General features: G+C 59.2%; 15 protein-coding genes. All 15 read right to left on the bottom strand.

Translation table 11 applies throughout. The features are described 5' to 3' along the window. Window positions 1-219: 219 nt before the first annotated feature. The 15 genes from HQN82_RS04495 to nuoF all read right to left on the bottom strand — a co-directional run bounded on the left by HQN82_RS04495 (window position 220) and on the right by nuoF (window position 18594). The gene (locus HQN82_RS04495; protein WP_004441345.1) at window positions 220-903 is read right to left on the bottom strand and encodes an ABC transporter ATP-binding protein; all 684 of its coding nucleotides are present in this window, start codon (window positions 901-903) and stop codon (window positions 220-222) included. Between the two features lie 15 nt (window positions 904-918). Further along, window positions 919-2226: a lipoprotein-releasing ABC transporter permease subunit gene (locus HQN82_RS04490; protein WP_112765744.1), complete on the bottom strand. Its 1308-nt coding sequence runs from the start codon at window positions 2224-2226 to the stop codon at window positions 919-921. Between the two features lie 124 nt (window positions 2227-2350). Beyond that, a complete protein-coding gene (proS, locus tag HQN82_RS04485) occupies window positions 2351-3673 on the bottom strand; it encodes a proline--tRNA ligase (protein ID WP_112765903.1) in 1323 nt (440 codons plus the stop codon). 659 nt (window positions 3674-4332) lie between these two features. After that, window positions 4333-4638: a DUF1467 family protein gene (locus HQN82_RS04480; protein ID WP_045534073.1), complete on the bottom strand. Its 306-nt coding sequence runs from the start codon at window positions 4636-4638 to the stop codon at window positions 4333-4335. A gap of 131 nt (window positions 4639-4769) precedes the next feature. Continuing rightward, complete coding sequence (locus HQN82_RS04475) at window positions 4770-6437, bottom strand: ribonuclease J (RefSeq protein ID WP_004441339.1); 1668 nt, start codon at window positions 6435-6437, stop codon at window positions 4770-4772. Between the two features lie 202 nt (window positions 6438-6639). Beyond that, window positions 6640-7380: a biotin--[acetyl-CoA-carboxylase] ligase gene (locus HQN82_RS04470; protein ID WP_037089081.1), complete on the bottom strand. Its 741-nt coding sequence runs from the start codon at window positions 7378-7380 to the stop codon at window positions 6640-6642. 26 nt (window positions 7381-7406) lie between these two features. Next, window positions 7407-8849, bottom strand: coding sequence for an NADH-quinone oxidoreductase subunit NuoN (nuoN, locus tag HQN82_RS04465; protein WP_045534140.1), 1443 nt, complete (start codon window positions 8847-8849; stop codon window positions 7407-7409). An 18-nt stretch (window positions 8850-8867) separates the two neighbouring features. Further along, window positions 8868-10379 carry an NADH-quinone oxidoreductase subunit M gene (locus HQN82_RS04460; protein ID WP_004441333.1) on the bottom strand — a complete coding sequence of 504 codons (1512 nt, stop codon included), beginning with the start codon at window positions 10377-10379 and terminating at the stop codon, window positions 8868-8870. After that, the gene (nuoL, locus tag HQN82_RS04455; RefSeq protein ID WP_004441331.1) at window positions 10379-12376 is read right to left on the bottom strand and encodes an NADH-quinone oxidoreductase subunit L; all 1998 of its coding nucleotides are present in this window, start codon (window positions 12374-12376) and stop codon (window positions 10379-10381) included. The genes HQN82_RS04460 and nuoL overlap by 1 nt, the downstream gene beginning before the upstream one ends. A gap of 7 nt (window positions 12377-12383) precedes the next feature. Then, window positions 12384-12692 carry an NADH-quinone oxidoreductase subunit NuoK gene (gene nuoK, locus HQN82_RS04450; protein ID WP_003521516.1) on the bottom strand — a complete coding sequence of 103 codons (309 nt, stop codon included), beginning with the start codon at window positions 12690-12692 and terminating at the stop codon, window positions 12384-12386. A gap of 28 nt (window positions 12693-12720) precedes the next feature. Further along, window positions 12721-13335, bottom strand: a complete 615-nt coding sequence (locus HQN82_RS04445) for an NADH-quinone oxidoreductase subunit J (protein WP_004441329.1) — start codon at window positions 13333-13335, stop codon at window positions 12721-12723. A gap of 136 nt (window positions 13336-13471) precedes the next feature. Continuing rightward, window positions 13472-13963, bottom strand: coding sequence for an NADH-quinone oxidoreductase subunit NuoI (gene nuoI, locus HQN82_RS04440; protein ID WP_004441327.1), 492 nt, complete (start codon window positions 13961-13963; stop codon window positions 13472-13474). 36 nt (window positions 13964-13999) lie between these two features. Further along, entirely contained in the window at window positions 14000-15046 is a 1047-nt protein-coding gene (nuoH, locus tag HQN82_RS04435; RefSeq protein ID WP_004441324.1) for an NADH-quinone oxidoreductase subunit NuoH, read from the bottom strand. 12 nt (window positions 15047-15058) lie between these two features. Continuing rightward, complete coding sequence (nuoG, locus tag HQN82_RS04430; RefSeq protein WP_173614584.1) at window positions 15059-17140, bottom strand: NADH-quinone oxidoreductase subunit NuoG; 2082 nt, start codon at window positions 17138-17140, stop codon at window positions 15059-15061. A gap of 149 nt (window positions 17141-17289) precedes the next feature. Then, window positions 17290-18594, bottom strand: a complete 1305-nt coding sequence (nuoF, locus tag HQN82_RS04425) for an NADH-quinone oxidoreductase subunit NuoF (protein ID WP_004441321.1) — start codon at window positions 18592-18594, stop codon at window positions 17290-17292. Between the last annotated feature and the right edge of the window lie 9 nt (window positions 18595-18603).

The raw sequence follows: 18603 nt of genomic DNA, 5'->3' as shown, positions 1-18603 counted from the left end.
CCAACGTGGCAGAATCGCTTTCGGTTCCCGCTTCGAAGACCGCAAGCCGCTGACTCCAAAGCGAAAAACCCGGAAGAAAAATCCTCCGGGTTCAAAAAATGAAACTTGGAAAATCCCTGCTCGCGGCAGCCAAGCGGCTAGCCTCCGTCAAGGGCGCATCCGATCCCTCGCCTCACCCGCTGTTCGGCGTCGGTGGAAGGCGGGACAGGCTCGGTCAGGTCAAAAATCGACGATCTTGCCCTCGGCGAGCGTTACGCGGCGATCCATCCGGCCGGCGAGCTCGTGGTTATGCGTCGCGATCAGCGCTGCGAGGCCAGACTGGCGAACCAACGCCTCCAGTGCGTCGAAGACATAAGAGGCGGTCTCCGGATCGAGATTGCCGGTCGGCTCATCCGCCAGCAGCAGGAGCGGTGCATTGGCGACGGCGCGGGCAATGGCAACGCGCTGCTGTTCACCCCCGGAGAGCTCGGCCGGACGGTGCTCGCCACGATGCCCCACCCGCATGTAATCCAGAAGCGCGCTCGCGCGTTTACGCGCCTCCGCCTGTGACAGGCCGGCGATGAGCTGCGGCATCATCACGTTCTCAACTGCCGAAAACTCGGGCAGCAGATGGTGGAACTGATAAACGAAGCCTATGTCGCTGCGGCGGATCGCCGTGCGCGTCTCATCCGGCAGGCCGTTGCAGGGCGCATCGTTGATATAGACTTCGCCGGCGTCTGGATGTTCGAGAAGCCCGGCGAGATGCAACAGGGTGGATTTGCCGGTACCGGAGGGGGCGACCAGCGCCACCATCTCACCGCTTTTCAGCTGGAAATCCGCCTTGCGCAGAATGGAAAGCGACGTCTCGCCCTGACCATAGGTTCTCTCGACGCCGGTAAGCCGCAGCACTGTTTTTTTTGCCATATTGCGAAGCGGTCCTTATTCGTAACGCAGGGCCTGCACCGGATCGAGCTTGGAAGCACGCCAGGCCGGGAAGATCGTTGCCAGGAAAGAGAGCGTCAGGGCCATGATGACGACGGTGATGGTTTCACCAACATCCATTTCGGCCGGAAGCTGGCTGAGGAAATAGAGCTGCGGATCAAACAGCACCGTGCCCGAAATCCACGAGAAGAACTGGCGGATGGATTCGACATTGAGGCAGACGATGACGCCAAGCGCCACGCCAGCGAAGGTGCCGACCGTGCCGATCGCCGCGCCGGTCATGAAAAAGATGCGCATGACGGCACCTGAGCTTGCGCCCATGGTGCGCAGAATGGCGATATCGCTGCCCTTGTCCTTTACCAGCATGATCAGGCCGGAAATGATGTTGAGCGCCGCCACAAGAACGATGAGGGTCAAGATCATGAACATCACGTTCCGCTCCACCTGCAGTGCGGAAAAGAAGGTCTGGTTCCGCTGCCGCCAGTCGACGATGGATATCTGCCTTTCAGCGGCCTGCTCCACCAGCGGACGGATGCCGTCGACGTCATCCGGGCGGCTGACATAAAGCTCGATGGACCCGACACGCCCTTCCGTATTGAAATAGAGCTGCGCCTCGGAGAGCGGCATGTAGATCATCGAGGCGTCATATTCGGACATGCCGATTTCGAAGACACCGGAAATCTTGTAGGATTTCACGCGAGGATTGACACCCATCGGGGTCACATCACCTTCCGGCGATATGAGGGTAATATCGTCACCCGCAGTAACACCCAATTGCGCAGCGAGCCTGGAGCCGACGAGGACGCCGTCTCCGGCCATGAAGCCAACGAGGTCGCCCGTCTTGATGTTGGTGGCGACTTCCTTGACCTTGTCGATGTCTTCCTGGCGCACGCCGCGCACCAGCGCGCCGGACCCAGCGCCCCCGCGGCCGGAGGCGAGCGTCTGCCCCTCCACCAGCGGCAAGGCCACGGTAACGCCGGGAACGGCAGCGAATTTCTTTGCCAGCTCATCATAATTATTCAAGGGCTGGTCGATCGGCAGCACGATCATGTGGCCGTTGATGCCGAGAATGCGGGATATCAGCTCCGTACGGAAACCGTTCATGACAGCCATGACGATGATGAGCGTCGCTACGCCCAGCATAATGCCGACAAAGGAAAAACCGGCAATGACGGAAATGAAGGCTTCCTTGCGCCGCGAGCGCAGGTAACGCCAGGCCACCATACGTTCAAAAGCGGAAAACGGCCGGGCGGTCTTTGCCCCGGCGGAAACAGCCGCACCCTTTTCAGCTTCGGCTTGTGCCATGTCGTCTCCCTGATCTCAAACTGCGAGGCCGGTCTTTTCCGAAAACCGGCCCATATATCTGCGGCATCCACGCCACGAAACGAGAGCGGACTTCGGGTGAAGCCGCCACACATTTCGCTCGCGCTTAGCCGAGCACCCTGTTCATCGCCGCCTCGATCGTCACGGTTTCCCGTTCGCCGGTCTTGCGATCCTTGACTTCGACTTCGCCATTCGCGACGGAGCGCGGGCCGACGATGATCTGCAGCGGCACGCCAATTAGATCGGCAGTGGCGAATTTCTGGCCTGCACGGTCGTCCGTATCGTCGTAGAGAACATCCTTGCCGGCGTTGGAGAGCGAATAATACAGCCTTTCGCAAGCAGCATCGCAGGCCGCATCTCCAGCCTTCATGTTGATGATCACGACGTCGAAAGGAGCGACCGAAGCCGGCCAGATGATTCCGTTCTCGTCATGCGATGCTTCAATGATGGCGGGAACAAGGCGTGTCGGGCCGATGCCATAGGAACCCATGTGGACAGGATGTTCCTTGCCATCCTTGCCCTGCACTTTCGCGCCCATCGGTTCGGAATATTTGGTGCCGAAATAGAAGATGTGGCCGACTTCGATGCCGCGTGCCGAAAGGCGCTCGCCCTCGGGAATGGCGTCATAGGCGGCCTCGTCATGCATTTCGGAGGTGGCGGCGTAATCGGCTGTCCATTCGTCAAACACGCCCTGCAACGCTGCAACGTCATCGAAATCGGTGTTTTCGGCGGGAATGGCGCGGTCCAGGAAGCTCTTGTGGCAGAAGACTTCGGATTCGCCCGTATCAGCCAGAATGATGAATTCATGGCTGTGGTTGCCGCCGATCGGACCTGTATCGGCACGCATGGGAATAGCGCGCAGGCCGAGACGTTCGAACGTGCGCAGGTAAGCCACAAACATCTTGTTATAGGAATGGATCGCGTCTTCCTTGGTCAGGTCAAAGGAATAGGCGTCCTTCATCAGGAATTCGCGCGAGCGCATCGTGCCGAAGCGGGGACGCACCTCGTCGCGGAACTTCAACTGAATATGATAGAGGTTCAGCGGCAGGTTCTTGTAGGACTTCACATAGGAACGGAAGATGTCGGTGATCATCTCCTCATTGGTGGGGCCGTAGAGCATCTGACGATCCTGGCGGTCCTTGATGCGCAGCATTTCCTTGCCGTAGTCGTCGTAACGGCCGCTTTCCTGCCAGAGTTCCGCGGATTGCAGGGTCGGCATCAGAAGCTCGATGGCGCCTGCGCGGTTCTGCTCCTCGCGGATAATCTTGTTGACCTTGTCCAGCACACGCTTGCCCAGCGGCAGCCAGGAATAAATGCCAGCCGACTGCTGCCGGATCATGCCGGCGCGCAGCATGAGACGGTGAGAAACGATTTCCGCTTCCTTGGGGTTTTCCTTCAGGATGGGCATGAAATAACGGCTGAGACGCATGACGGCTTCCATTGATGCGGACGATAGCGCGCGAAGCTGCGGGAATCGCCCCGAATAGAGGGATATTGGCGCCGGATATAGCGGTTTCCGGGGCGGATGAAAACCCGCCATGAAAAGAGCGTTTAATGGGCATTTCGTTGTATTTTCGCGATAGCTAATTCGCGCCAAAACGCTTTGGCCGAAATATTATTCTTGATCGGGTGCGACAAAATGCACCACAGGGAATTTTTTGCCGACTGTAACAAATATGCAAAAAATGAGATGACAAGGCTGGGGGTTTGAGCTAGCTTTAGCTTACAAAAGAGGCAGGAAGTTTAAATTCTTGTCATTTTCGCGGTCAGTCTTGGGAGGATCAGATCTTAGGCGCGCTCGTTCGCAGCCCCGGTAACGGTTACAGATCACGCGAAAACTGGAAAACAAGGCTGAAAGGCCTTGTTTTTTTTTGCCCTGGCAAATTGCCCCGCTCGCTTCGTCATTCCGCAGAGCTCCGCGATGAATTGAGATCAGCAAGCTCCTGCTGTTTGCACGATAGATATGACATCCATATGACAGTGTTTGGCCGGATTGATGGCGGACTGCCCGATGCTTAGGCAGTTCCGGGGTTCGTTCTCGGGCCGACCCGTCAAGACGCGACTGGGGCGGATACCGCCCCGCTGTCTTTAGTCGAAAACGGGAATAATTCTCGGCAGATCATCAAGGCTGACACCGAACCACCAGGTTCCGCCATACCATAGGCCACAGATCAAAGCCGAGATCAGGGTCGTCCACAAAACGATCCGCCCGCCCTTGAAGCGGGAGGGTGCGCTGGCGACCGTGCCCAGTGCGACATCTCCGTCTTCATCCTGGGTGCGCAGGCCAATCGGCAACACGATGAAAAGCACCGTCCACCAGACGATGAAATAAACGGCGAAGGCCGAAAGAAGCGGCATGTGATCCTCCTGCACAATGGGCTTCTTGTAACGCATTCATCCGCAGATCGGAATCACTTCTCCGCAAGAAATCCTAAAAGAAAAAGAGAAGAGCCGCGCTTTGCGGCGCGGGTCAGAAATCAGCGAGGAAGAGACAGGGGGGCCGGCCAATCGGCCGGACGGCCGGCTCAGACCTTGGTTACAAAAACCGTCACGATCGGCTTCTTGCCCCAACTCTGGTTGGCGGCGGCGCGTACGGCGCGGCGCACGGCTTCACGCAGCAGTTCCAGATCCTTGCGGCGGGCGCGCGGAATGCTCTCGACGGCGCCGAGCACGGCGTCATAAAGCGTGTCCTCCATCGCCTCATCCTCATCATCGAATTCCGGCAGGCCGAAAGGCACGACATCGGGATCGCCGAGGAAGTCGTAACGGCTGTCCAGCACAACATTGACGGCGACGTGGCCGGCGAAGGAGAGCTTGCGGCGATTGCTGATGCCCATCTCGTCCATGTCACCGACGAGATTGCCGTCCTTGAAGACGCGGCCATGCGGCACGTCATCGATCACTTCCGCCGGGCCGGGTGCGAGGCGCAGAACGTTGCCGTTGCGCACCTTCGGCACCTGCGAGATACCGGCCTGTTCGGCCAGTTCCTTCTGCGCCACCAGATGCGCCGCCTCGCCGTGCACAGGCACGACGATCTGCGGCTTCGTCCATTCATACATCTTGAGAAGCTCGTTACGGCGCGGATGGCCGGAGACGTGAACGAGCGCCTCATTGTCGGTGACGATGTGGACGCCCTGTTCGATCAGGCCGTTCTTGATATCGATGATCGCCTTTTCGTTGCCTGGGATGGCGCGTGACGAAAAGACGACCGTATCGCCGGAGGCGAGCGCCACATTACGCATCTCATCACGGGAAAGCTTGGCGAGTGCTGCGCGCGGTTCCCCCTGCGAACCCGTCAGGATCAGCACCACACGATCACGCGGAATATAACCGAATTCATCTTCAGCGAGGAACGGCTTGATGCCTTCCATAATGCCGAGGTCCTGCGACACGTTGACGACACGCTTCAGCGACGAGCCGAGCAGCAGCACTTCACGACCGGCAGCCTCAGCCGCCTGCGCGATCGAGCGGATACGCCCGACATTGGAGGAGAAGGTGGTAACGGCCACGCGGCCTTCGGCATTTTCGATGATCTGGCGCAGACCTTCCGAAACCTCATGCTCGGAAGGCGATACACCATCACGCACGGAGTTCGTGCTGTCGCACATCAGCGCCAGCACGCCCTCTTCACCGATGGCGCGGAAGCGGGCTTCATCCGTCAACGGCCCAAGTGAAGGCGCCTCATCGATTTTCCAGTCACCGGTATGGATGACATTACCGAGCGGTGTGCGGATGACCAGCGACATCGGCTCGGGAATGGAGTGATTGACGCCAACCGCTTCGATTTCGAAGGGGCCAACATTGATGCGGTCACCCGCCTTGAACGGCGTGATCGGAATTTCCGCGCGGCTACCCTCATAAGCGCGCTTTGCCTCCAGCATGCCAGCGGTGAACGCCGAGGCGTAGACCGGCACGTTGAGGCCGGGCCAGAGATCGTTCAGCGCACCATAGTGGTCCTCATGCGCGTGGGTGATGATGATGCCCTTGAGGTTCTTTTTCTGCGCCTCGATATAGCTGATATCGGGCAGCACGAGATCGACACCAGGCAGATCGAGACCGGCAAAGGTCACGCCGCAATCCACCATGATCCATTCGCGCTTGCTCGCCGGCCCGTAGCCGTAAAGTGCCAGATTCATGCCAATTTCACCCACGCCGCCAAGCGGCACAAAAACCAGTTCGTCCTGTTGAGCCATTGTTTTTCTTATCCATTCAAAAAAGCGCGCAGGACGGCATCACGCCGCGCCATGCCGCTGCTATCAGCATCGGACCTGTTGAACCATCTGATCGACCGGGCCGATGCGGAGCCGGTTTGTCACCCTGCATTTCATGAGCTGCAGGAAAGCTCCAACCTATGGGATCCGGTTCGGCGCGGGTTTTTTACCCGCACCGTGCACCTCATCCGAAAAACACATCGCCAGCGGCAATGGAGCGTCTTGCGCCCTCGTCCTCATCCAGCAGCAGATAACCATTATCATCAATTCCGACAAAACGCCCGCCGATCGAACGATCCGGGAAATTGACGGTGATATGTTCGCCAATGCCGCAGGCCGCTGCCCGCCAGCTGGCGATGATGGCGGATACGCCCCTGCCCTCATCCCATTCGCGCAGAACCTCGGCCGTTTCACGGAAGAGATGGGCAAACAGTTCCTCGGGCGAGCAAGACGCACCATGTTCCGACAGCATCGTAACGGGATAAAGCGGATTATCAGGTTTATGGGCGATATTGATACCAATGCCGATCACGATGGCGCGCCGGCCGTCAGGCAAAAGCTCGGCTTCCATCAGAATGCCGCAGGTCTTGCGGCGGCCAATCAGCACATCGTTCGGCCATTTGATTTCAAGCGCTTCGCCGCCCGGCGGCAGCACCGCGCGAATGGCGCGATAGACCGCGAGCGCAAAAGCGAGCGGCAGGGAGCCGATGCGCTCCATCGGCGCAGGATCGATCAGAAGAAGGGAAGCGTAGAGATTGCCGGGCTCCGACACCCAGGGCCGCCCACGGCGGCCCCGGCCGCCGGTCTGGCGGACGGCGGTAACCCACAGGTTGCCGCCATCACCCGCCCGTGCCCGGGCGAAACATTCCAGATTGGTCGATGGCGTTTCCGCCATCGCCTCGTGCCTGATATCGTCGATGGACATCCGGCCCGTATTCCTTCGTGTACTGCTCAAAAGAAGGTCTTCGCCGCAGCAGTGACCGCGTTGCCAAGTGCACCGCCGAAGACGATGAAGGCGACGGTGAAGAAGGCCGAAAGCGCATAAACCACTTTGAGTTCGCCCGACGGACGCTCGAACTTGTCCTTGGCTTCATCAAACCACATGACCTTGACGACGCGGATGTAATAATAAGCGCCGACAACCGAACCGATCACACCGATGATGGCGAGCGGATAAAGCTTCGCTTCGATGGCGGCCAGGAACACGTAGTACTTGCCGAAGAAGCCGGCGAGCGGCGGAATGCCGGCAAGCGAGAACATCAGGATCGTCAGCACAACCGCCATGAAGGGATTGGAAGACGAAAGACCGGCGAGATCTTCGACATTCTCGACATTGCCGATTTCCTTGCGGCGCATCGCGAGGATGCAGGCGAAGGTGCCAAGCGTCATGACCATGTAGACGGCCATGTAAAGGATAACGCCAGCAACACCAGCCTGCGTGCCAGCAGCAAGACCGACCAGCGCATAACCCATGTGACCGATGGAGGAATAGGCCATCAGGCGCTTGATGTTCTTCTGGCCGATTGCGGCGAAGGAACCGAGCAGCATGGACGCGATGGAGATGAAGACGACGATCTGCTGCCAGTCGGCAAAGACCGGCTGGAAGGCCTCGATGACGATGCGGACGAGTATCGCCATGGCGCCGATCTTCGGTGCTGCCGAGAGGAAGGCCGTAACCGGGGTCGGCGCGCCTTCATAAACGTCGGGCGTCCACATGTGGAACGGAACGGCGGAAATCTTGAATGCCAGACCGGCCAGCACGAAGACCAGACCGAAAACGAGACCGAGCGAACGGGTTTCGGAGGCCAGAACCTGGGCGATTTCCGTGAAGCCGGTATTGCCGGTGAAGCCGTAGACCAGCGACATGCCGTAAAGCAGCATGCCGGAAGAGAGCGCACCGAGAACGAAGTATTTCAGGCCCGCTTCCGTGGAACGCAGGCTCTCGCGGTTGATGGCGCAGACGACATAAAGCGCCAGCGACTGCAGTTCCAGCGCCATGTAGAGCGAGATCATGTTATTGGCCGAGATCATCAGCAGGATGCCGAGCGTCGCGAGAACCAGCAGCACCGGATATTCGAAACGGCCGATCGGTTCGAAGCGGCCCTGGCCAACGGCCAGGATCATGGCGGTGATGGAGCCGATCAGCGCCAGCACCTTCATGAAATTACCGAAGGCATCGGCGATGTAGACACCGCCGAAAGCCACACCCGATGCGGGGGCAAAGATGATCCAGAGACCGACGACGAGCAGGAGGGCAACGGCAAGGCCGGTGACCGTCGTTGTCGACTTGTCGCCCGAGAAGACGCCAATCATGAGCAGCGCCAGCGCGCCGATCGCGAGGATCAGCTCGGGCGTCGCAATGTGCAGACTGGCAAAAAGGATTTCAGCGGTCATGTCCAACGGGTCCTGTCGTCAATTCATAGTGAGCGCAACATTTTGCGCCGCCTGCAATGCAGCCGTATAGTTGTTTACCAGAAGATCGACCGATGCGGCTGTCGCATCGAACACCGGAGCCGGATAGACGCCGAAGAAGATGGTCAGCACAACCAGCGGATAAAGGATGACCTTTTCGCGGGTCGAGAGATCGAGCAGGCTCTTCAGGCTTTCCTTCTCCAGCGCACCGAAGATCACGCGGCGATAAAGCCATAGCGCATAAGCGGCCGAGAGAATGACACCGGTGGCGGCAAACAGCGCAACCAGCGTGTTGGCGCGGAAGACACCGACCAGCGTCAGGAATTCACCGATGAAGCCTGATGTGCCGGGCAGACCGACATTGGCCATGGTGAAGATCATGAAGGCGACCGCATATTTCGGCATGTTGTTGACGAGACCGCCATAGGCCGCGATTTCGCGGGTATGCAGACGGTCATAAACAACGCCGACGCAGAGGAAGAGCGCGCCCGAGACGATACCGTGCGACAGCATCTGGAAGATCGCGCCCTGCACGCCCTGAACGTTGGCGGCGAAGATACCCATGGTCACGTAACCCATGTGGGCAACAGATGAGTAGGCAATCAGCTTCTTGATGTCGTCCTGCATCATCGCCACCAGCGAGGTGTAGATGATGGCGAGAACCGACAGCGTAAAGACGAAAGGTGCGAAATAGTCCGACGCCAGCGGGAACATCGACAGCGAGAAGCGGATGAAACCGTAACCGCCGAGCTTCAGCATGACGCCAGCCAGAATGACCGAACCTGCGGTCGGGGCCTGAACGTGGGCATCCGGCAGCCAGGTGTGCACCGGCCACATCGGCATCTTGACCGAGAAGGCGGCAAAACAGGCGAGCCACAGCCAGGTCTGCATGCCGGCCGGGAAGCCGTACTTCAGCAGTTCCGTCATATCGGTCGTGCCGGCCTGCCAGTACATGGCCATGATCGCGAGCATGGTCAGAACCGAGCCGAGCAGCGTGTAGAGGAAGAACTTGTAGGAGGCGTAAACGCGATCCTTGCCACCCCACACACCGATGATGATGAACATCGGGATCAGCGTCGCTTCGAAGAAGACGTAGAAGAGAACGGTATCCAGCGCCACGAAGACACCGATCATGACAACTTCCAGCAGCAGGAAGGCGATCATGTATTCCTTGATGCGCTTCTCGACCGAATCCCAGCTCGCCAGCACACAGAAAGGCATGAGGAAAGTGGTGAGGATAACGAAGAGCATGGAGATGCCATCGACGCCGAGATGATAGGCGGCGATGTTGCCGAACCATTCATGCTTCTCGACCATCTGGAAGCCGGGGTTCGAATTGTCGAAACCGATCCAGATGAACAGCGACACGATGAAAGTGAAAACGGTCGTCAGCAGCGAGACATTGAGAATGTTGCGGCGACCATAGGGGCCGTTCTCATTCGTCAGAAGCAGGAGCACCACGCCGACGAGCGGCAGAAAGGTGACCGTTGAAAGAATGGGCCAATCGGTCATCAGAGGGCACTCCCGAGCATCATCCAGGTGACAAGCGCCGCGATGCCGATCAGCATCGCAAAGGCATAATGATAGAGGTAACCGGATTGCAGGCGGACCATGCGGTTGGTCACGTCAACCACACGCGCTGCAATGCCGTTGGGTCCATAGTGGTCGATGACGGCGACGTCGCCCTTCTTCCACAGGAAGCGGCCGAGCGCCTTCGCGGAACGAACGAAGAGGAAGTCATAGAGTTCGTCGAAATACCACTTGTTGAGAAGGAACTGGTAGAGGCCACGATGGGTCTCGGCCAGACGCTTCGGCGTCTCCGGCGACTTGATGTACATGTACCAGGCGGTCACGAAACCAAGGGCCATGGCAAAGAACGGGCTCCACTTCACCCACAGCGGAACGTGGTGGAACTCTTCAAGGATTTCGTTTTCCGGGAGCGTAAAGAGAGCGCCCTTCCAGAATTCGGCATATTCGTGGCCGAAGAAGTAACCTTCGAAGGCAACACCGGCGAAGATCGCGCCAACGGTGAGGATGAAGAGCGGGATCAGCATGACCATCGGCGATTCATGCACATGGTGCATGACGTCGGCAGACGCACGCGGCTTGCCGAAGAAGGTCATGAAGGCCAGACGCCAGGAATAGAAGCTGGTGAACAGCGCGGCGATAACCAGCAGCGTGAAGGCGAAACCAGACAGAACCGAATGCGAGGCATAAGCGGATTCGATGATGACGTCCTTCGAGAAGAAGCCGGCAAAACCGATCATCGTTCCCGGGATACCAACGCCGGTCAGCGCCAGCGTGCCCACGGTCATGGTCCAGAAGGTGATGGGAATATGCTTGCGCAGACCGCCCATGTAACGCATGTCCTGCTCGCCATCGACGGCATGGATAACAGAGCCGGCGCACAAGAACAGCAGGGCCTTGAAGAAGGCGTGCGTGAAGAGGTGGAACACGGCAGCGCCGTAAGCGCCGACGCCGAGCGCCACGAACATGTAACCGAGCTGCGAGCAGGTCGAATAGGCGATAACGCGCTTGATGTCGTTCTGCACCAGACCGACGGTCGCCGCGAAGAAGGCGGTGATCGCGCCGATCAGCGTCACGACGGTCAAGGCATCATGCGAGAGTTCAAACAGCGGCGACATGCGGGCGACGAGGAACACGCCGGCGGTGACCATGGTTGCGGCATGAATAAGCGCCGAAACCGGGGTTGGGCCTTCCATCGCGTCCGGCAGCCAGGTGTGCAGCAGGAACTGCGCCGACTTACCCATGGCGCCCATGAAGAGCAGCAGGCAGACGCCCGTCATCGCATTGGCCTTGTCCAGCTGCATGCCAAACAGGTTGATGACGGTTTCGGTCGAGGCAGCGCCCTCAGCCGGCAGATAAGTGCCGGCGGCAGCAAAGATGGTTTCGAAGTTGATCGAGCCGAACAGCACGAAGACGCCGGAGATGCCGAGGATGAAGCCGAAGTCACCGACGCGGTTGACGATGAAGGCCTTCATCGCGGCAGCCGATGCGGACGGCTTCTTGAACCAGAAGCCGATCAGCAGATAGGACGCCAGACCCACGCCTTCCCAGCCGAAGAACATCTGCAGCAGGTTGTCGGAAGTCACCAGCATCAGCATTGCGAAGGTGAAAAGCGAGAGATAGGCGAAGAAGCGCGGACGATGCGGATCGTGGTGCATGTATCCGATCGAATAGAGGTGCACCAGCGTCGAGACGGTGTTGACCACGACGAACATGACGGCCGTCAGCGTGTCGATGCGGAACGCCCATTCGACGTCGATACCGCCCGACTGGATCCAGCGCAGCACGGTGACCTTGATCACCTCGCCCGGCTCGCCATGGGCGAGTGCGACGTTGAAGAACACGATCCACGACAGGATTGCAACCACGATCATCAGACCGGTGGTGACATATTCCGATGCCTTGGCGCCGATGGAGCGGCCGAAGAGGCCCGCAATCAGGAAGCCGATCAGTGGAAGAAAGACGATAGCCTTGTAGATCATAGCCTTATCAGCCCTTCATCATATTGACGTCTTCCACGGCGATCGATCCGCGGTTGCGGTAGAAGACAACGAGTATTGCAAGACCGATCGCCGCTTCAGCGGCTGCAACGGTCAGAATGAACAGGGCGAAGACCTGGCCGACGATATCGTTCAGGAATGCCGAGAAGGCCACCATGTTGATGTTGACCGCGAGCAAAATGAGTTCGATCGACATCAGGATGACGATGACGTTCTTCCGGTTGAGGAAGATGCCGAAGACGCCGATCGTGAAGAGGATCGCGCTGACCGTCAGGTAGTGGGAAAGACCGATTTCCATATTCTGTTTCCTTGGATCCGTTCGCGCCTCAGATGCCCTGGCCCGGCTTGACCTTGACCGTGGTAACCGCGGTCTTGGGGTCACGGCCGACCTGCGTGGCAATGTCCTGCCGCTTGATGTCGGTGCGATGACGCAGCGTCAGCACGATGGCGCCGATCATGGCCACAAGCAGCACGAGGCCGGCGAGCTGGAAGAAGTAGACGTAATTGGTATAAAGCACGTCGCCGAGCGCGGCCGTATTGGTGCGTTCGGCAACCGGCGGGATCGGCATGGTGATGGACTTGGCCGCCTGCGGGTTGAGCACGCTGCCGCCCACGACGACGATCAGCTCAGCCGCAAGAATGACGCCGATCAGCGCGCCAACAGGCGCATATTGCAGCACGCCGGAGCGAAGCTCGGCGAAATCCACATCCAGCATCATGACGACGAAGAGGAAGAGCACCGCCACGGCGCCGACATAAACCACCAGCAGGATCATGCCGAGGAATTCGGCTCCCGTCAGCAGGAACAGCGCAGCTGCGTTGAAGAAGGTCAGGATCAGAAACAGCACCGAATGAACAGGGTTCTTCGATGCGATGACCATGAACGCAGACGCCACGGCGACGAAAGCGAATATATAAAAGAATACAGCGTGCAGACCCATTTTGGTGCCTTCTTGTCCTCATCGGGAGAAATGGCCGGAAGCCCCCTCGCCCGTTTCGTCCCCGCCGGCGAAAACCGCGCAGGCATTTTACTTTTCATCGCTCTCCGGGGTTGCTCCCCGGAAAGACGGTTGCACCTTAACGGTAAGGTGCATCCAGTGCGAGGTTGCGCGCGATTTCACGCTCCCAGCGGTCGCCATTGTCGAGAAGCTTCTGCTTGTCGAAATAAAGCTCTTCGCGGGTTTCCGTCGCGAATTCGAAGTTCGGGCCTTCAACGATGGCGTCCACCGGGCAGGCTTCCTGGCAGAAGCCGCAATAGATGCACTTCACCATGTCGATATCGTAACGCACCGTGCGGCGGGTGCCGTCGTTGCGACGCGGGCCGGCTTCGATGGTGATTGCCTGAGCAGGACAGATCGCTTCACACAGCTTGCAGGCGATGCAGCGTTCTTCACCGTTCGGATAACGGCGCAGCGCATGTTCACCACGGAAGCGCGGCGACACCGGACCCTTCTCGAAAGGATAGTTGATCGTCGCCTTCTGCTTGAAGAAGTGACGCATGGTCAGGAAGATCGCGCCGACGAATTCCTTGAGGAACAGCGAGTTGACGGCTTGGGAGAGGCTTGCCATCTCAGTCTCCAGATCTTTGAGCGAGGAGTTCAGACATCAACCGGCCCACCCCGTCAGCTTCAATACGAATGCAACAATAACGACCATGGCGAGCGACAGCGGCAGGAACACCTTCCAGCCAAGGCGCATGAGCTGGTCATAGCGGTAACGCGGAACGAAGGCCTTCACCAGAGCGAACATGAAGAAGACCATGCAGCCCTTGATGGCGAACCAGACGATGCCCGGCACCCAGTTCAGGAACCATACATCGACGATCGGCAGCCAGCCGCCAAGGAACAGGATGGTCGTCAGGCAGCAGATCAGAACGATCGCAGCATATTCACCGAGCATGAACATCATGTACGGCGTGGAGCCATATTCCACCATGTGACCGGCAACCAGTTCCGATTCCGCTTCCGGAAGGTCAAAGGGCGGACGGTTGGTTTCGGCGAGACCCGAAATGAAGAACACGATGAACATCGGGAACAGCGACAGCCAGTGCCAGTCAAGGAACGATGCCGGCAGGCCAAGCATGGTGCCGAGGCCGGTACGCTGCGCCAGAACGATATCCGTGAGGTTCAGCGAACCAACGCAAAGCAGAACGGTGACGATGACGAGACCGATCGAGACTTCGTAGGACACCATCTGTGCCGCCGAACGCAGCGCGCCGAGGAACGGATATTTCGAGTTCGAAGCCCAGCCGCCCATGATGATGCCGTACACTTCAAGCGACGAGATCGCGAAGATGTAGAGAATGCCGACATTGATATTGGCGACGACCCAGCCTTCATTGAAGGGAATGACGGCATAGGTGGCGAGAGCCAGCGTCACGGCAACCAGCGGCGCCAGCAGGAAGACCGCCTTGTTGGCGCCGGCCGGAATAACGGGCTCCTTCAGGATGAATTTCAAGAGGTCAGCGAAGGACTGGAAAAGACCGAAGGGACCAACGACGTTCGGACCACGGCGCAGCTGTACGGCCGCCCAGACCTTGCGGTCAGCAAGCAGCAGGAAGGCGATGGCCACCAGAAGGCAAACGAGAAGCAGCAGGGACTGGCCGACCATGATCAGCGCGGGCCAGACGTAGCTCCAGAAAAACGATTCCATAATCCCCTACCCTTACTCTGCCGCAGCCTGGAAATTGTTGCGGGCCAATGCGGAGCACTCGGCCATGACGGCAGAGGCGCGCGCAATCGGGTTCGTCAAATAAAAGTCTTTTACCGGCGAAGCAAACGCCGACTTCACGAGCGGGCCGGTTTTGGCAGCCAGAGCCTCGATATCCGAAGCCTTGCCGGCAACGATCTCATCGGTCTCAGCGAGATGCGGATGCGCGACGTAGAGCTGGCCGCGCAGGGCAGACAGCGAATCGAACGGCAGCTTCTTGCCGAGGACGTCGGACAGCGCACGCAGGATCGCCCAGTCTTCGCGGGCCTCGCCCGGTGCGAAACCGGCACGGTTGCCAAGCTGGACGCGGCCTTCGGTGTTGACCCAGATACCGGACTTCTCCGTATAGGCCGCACCCGGAAGGATGACGTCGGCGTTCATTGCACCCTGATCGCCATGGCTGCCAATATAGACGGTGAACTTCGCGCCCTGGTTCGACAGGTCGAGTTCATCGGCGCCGAGCAGGAAGAGAACATCCATCGAGGCGACCATGTCGGCTGCAGCAACACCGCCCTCACCCGGCACGAAGCCGATATCGAGACCACCAACGCGGGCAGCGGCAGTGTGCAGGACCGAGAAGCCATTCCACTCTTCGGTGACAGCGCCGACGGAGGTGGCGAGCTTGGCAGCGGCGGCAAGAACGGCAGCGCCATCAGCACGGGACAATGCGCCCTGACCGATGATGATCAGCGGATTCTTGGCGGACTTCAGCTTGTCAACGAAGCTGTGCGAACCATTGGCGAGATCGGACAGTGTTTCAGCGCCCGAGCCGAGATATTCGTAATTGTAACGCAGCTCACCGGCTTCACCGATCACACCGATCGGGAAACCGCCGCGACGCCAGCGCTTGCGGATGCGGGCGTTGAGGACAGCTGCTTCGTAACGCGGGTTGGAGCCGACGATCAGCAGGGCGTCCGCCTGTTCGATACCTTCGATGGTGGAATTGAACAGGTAGCTGGCGCGGCCGAGAGACGGGTCAAGCGCTGCGCCATCCTGGCGGCAATCAACATTGGCCGAGCCGAGCGACGCGAGAAGCGACTTCAGCGCGAACATTTCTTCGACAGACGACAGATCGCCGGCAATCGCGCCGATCTTGTTGCCTGAGGTCGCAGCCACAGCCTGCTTGATCGCACCGAAGGCTTCGCCCCAGGTTGCGGGCTGCAGGCGGCCATCCTTGCGGACGTAAGGCCGGTCGAGGCGCTGAGTCTTCAGGCCATCCCAGATGAAGCGGCTCTTGTCGGAAATCCACTCTTCGTTGATGGCCTCGTTGACACGCGGCATGACACGCATGACTTCGCGGCCGCGGGTATCGACGCGGATGGCCGAACCGAGCGCATCCATCACGTCGATGGTTTCGGTCTTGTTCAGTTCCCACGGACGGGCCGTGAAGGCGAAAGGCTTGGAGGTGAGCGCGCCGACGGGGCAAAGGTCAACGACGTTGCCCTGCAGCTCCGAGGTCATCGCCTGCTCGAGATAGGTGGTGATTTCGGCATCTTCGCCACGGCCAATGAGGCCGAGTTCGGCAATGCCGGCCACTTCCGTGGTGAAACGGACGCAGCGCGTGCAGTGGATGCAGCGGTTCATGACCGTCTTGACGAGCGGTCCGATGTATTTGTCTTCAACCGCGCGCTTGTTTTCCGCGTAACGCGAACCGGCGATACCGAAGGCCATGGCCTGGTCCTGCAGGTCGCATTCGCCGCCCTGGTCGCAGATCGGGCAATCCAGCGGATGGTTGATGAGCAGGAACTCCATCACGCCTTCGCGGGCCTTCTTGACCATCGGCGTGTTGGTGAAAACCTCAGGCAATTCGCCGTTCGGGCCGCCGCGAACGTCGCGCACGCCCATGGCGCAGGAAGCGGCCGGCTTCGGCGGTCCGCCCTTTACCTCGATGAGACACATGCGGCAGTTACCCGCGACCGACAAGCGCTCATGAAAACAAAAGCGCGGAACTTCGGCGCCAGCCTCCTCGCACGCCTGCAACAGCGTGAAATGATCCGGAACCTCGATCTCTTTACCGTCAACCTTGAGCTTTGCCATGGTTCTACTTACGTCCTGTTGCCTGTTCGTCCCATGTCTCACACGGTCCGCAACAAATCCTTAATCACGCCCGGCACTCTTAATCATCTGCCAGGCGCTTCATGGTGTCGCGAGGCCGGAAATTCCGGCTCCGCTCGAAGCCTCAACGCTTATTCAGCGGCTTCCAGAACAGCGCCATCATCCATGGCCCTGTAGGTATATTGGTCGATACGCTTTTCGATTTCCGGACGGAAATTGCGGATCAGCGCCTGTACCGGCCATGCTGCGGCGTCGCCGAGCGCACAGATGGTGTGGCCTTCGATCTGCTTCGTCACTTCGAACAGCATGTCGATTTCGCGCTTCTGCGCATTGCCCTTGACCATGCGCTCCAGCACGCGCCACATCCAGCCCGTGCCTTCACGGCACGGCGTGCACTGGCCGCAGCTTTCGTGCTTGAAGAAGGCCGCGATGCGAGCGATCGCCTTGATGACGTCGGTGGACTTGTCCATGACGATCATGCCGCCGGTGCCGAAGGAGGATTTCACTTCGCGCATGCCGTCGAAATCCATGATGGCGTCCTTCATGTCCTCACCGCGAACGATGGGGCAGGAAGCGCCGCCGGGGATGACGCCGAGCAGATTGTCCCAGCCGCCACGAATGCCACCGCAATGGTGCTCGATCAGCTCGCGGAAGGACAGGCCCAGCGCGTCTTCGAATGTGCAGGGACGCTCAACATGGCCGGAGACCATGAACAGCTTGGTGCCGACGTTGTTGGGACGGCCGATGGACGAGAACCAGGCAGCGCCGCGGCGCAGAATGGTCGGGGCAACCGCGATCGATTCAACGTTGTTGACGGTCGTCGGGCAGCCGTAAAGACCCATATTGGCCGGGAACGGCGGCTTCAGACGCGGCTGGCCCTTTTTGCCTTCAAGGCTTTCGAGCAGTGCCGTCTCTTCGCCGCAGATATAGGCGCCCGCGCCGTGATGCACGTAGATGTCGAAATCCCAGCCATTCTTGTTGTTACCGCCGAGCAGACCGGCATCGTAACATTCGTCGATGGCCGCCTGAAGAGCCTCACGTTCGCGCATATATTCGCCGCGAACATAGATGTAAGCGGTGTGCGCGCCCATGGCGAAACCGGCGATCACGCAGCCTTCGATCAGCGTGTGCGGATCGTTGCGCAGGATTTCGCGGTCCTTGCAGGTGCCGGGCTCGGATTCATCGGCGTTAACGACGAGATAATGCGGACGGCCGTCATTTTCCTTCGGCATGAAGGACCATTTGAGACCCGTCGGGAAGCCAGCGCCGCCGCGACCGCGAAGGCCCGAAGCCTTCATCTCGTTGATGATCCAGTCACGGCCCTTTTCGATGATCTGCTTGGTGCCGTCCCAGTGGCCGCGCGCCAGCACGCCTTTCAGGGACTTGTCCTTGAGGCCGTAGAGATTGGTAAAGATGCGATCCTGATCTTTTAACATGCTTCACCT

The sequence above is a fragment of the Agrobacterium pusense genome (genome assembly GCF_013285525.1).
Taxonomy (GTDB): domain Bacteria; phylum Pseudomonadota; class Alphaproteobacteria; order Rhizobiales; family Rhizobiaceae; genus Agrobacterium; species Agrobacterium pusense.
The sequence above is the reverse complement of the archived record's forward strand: the minus strand, read 5'-3'. Positions and strand labels throughout refer to the sequence as shown.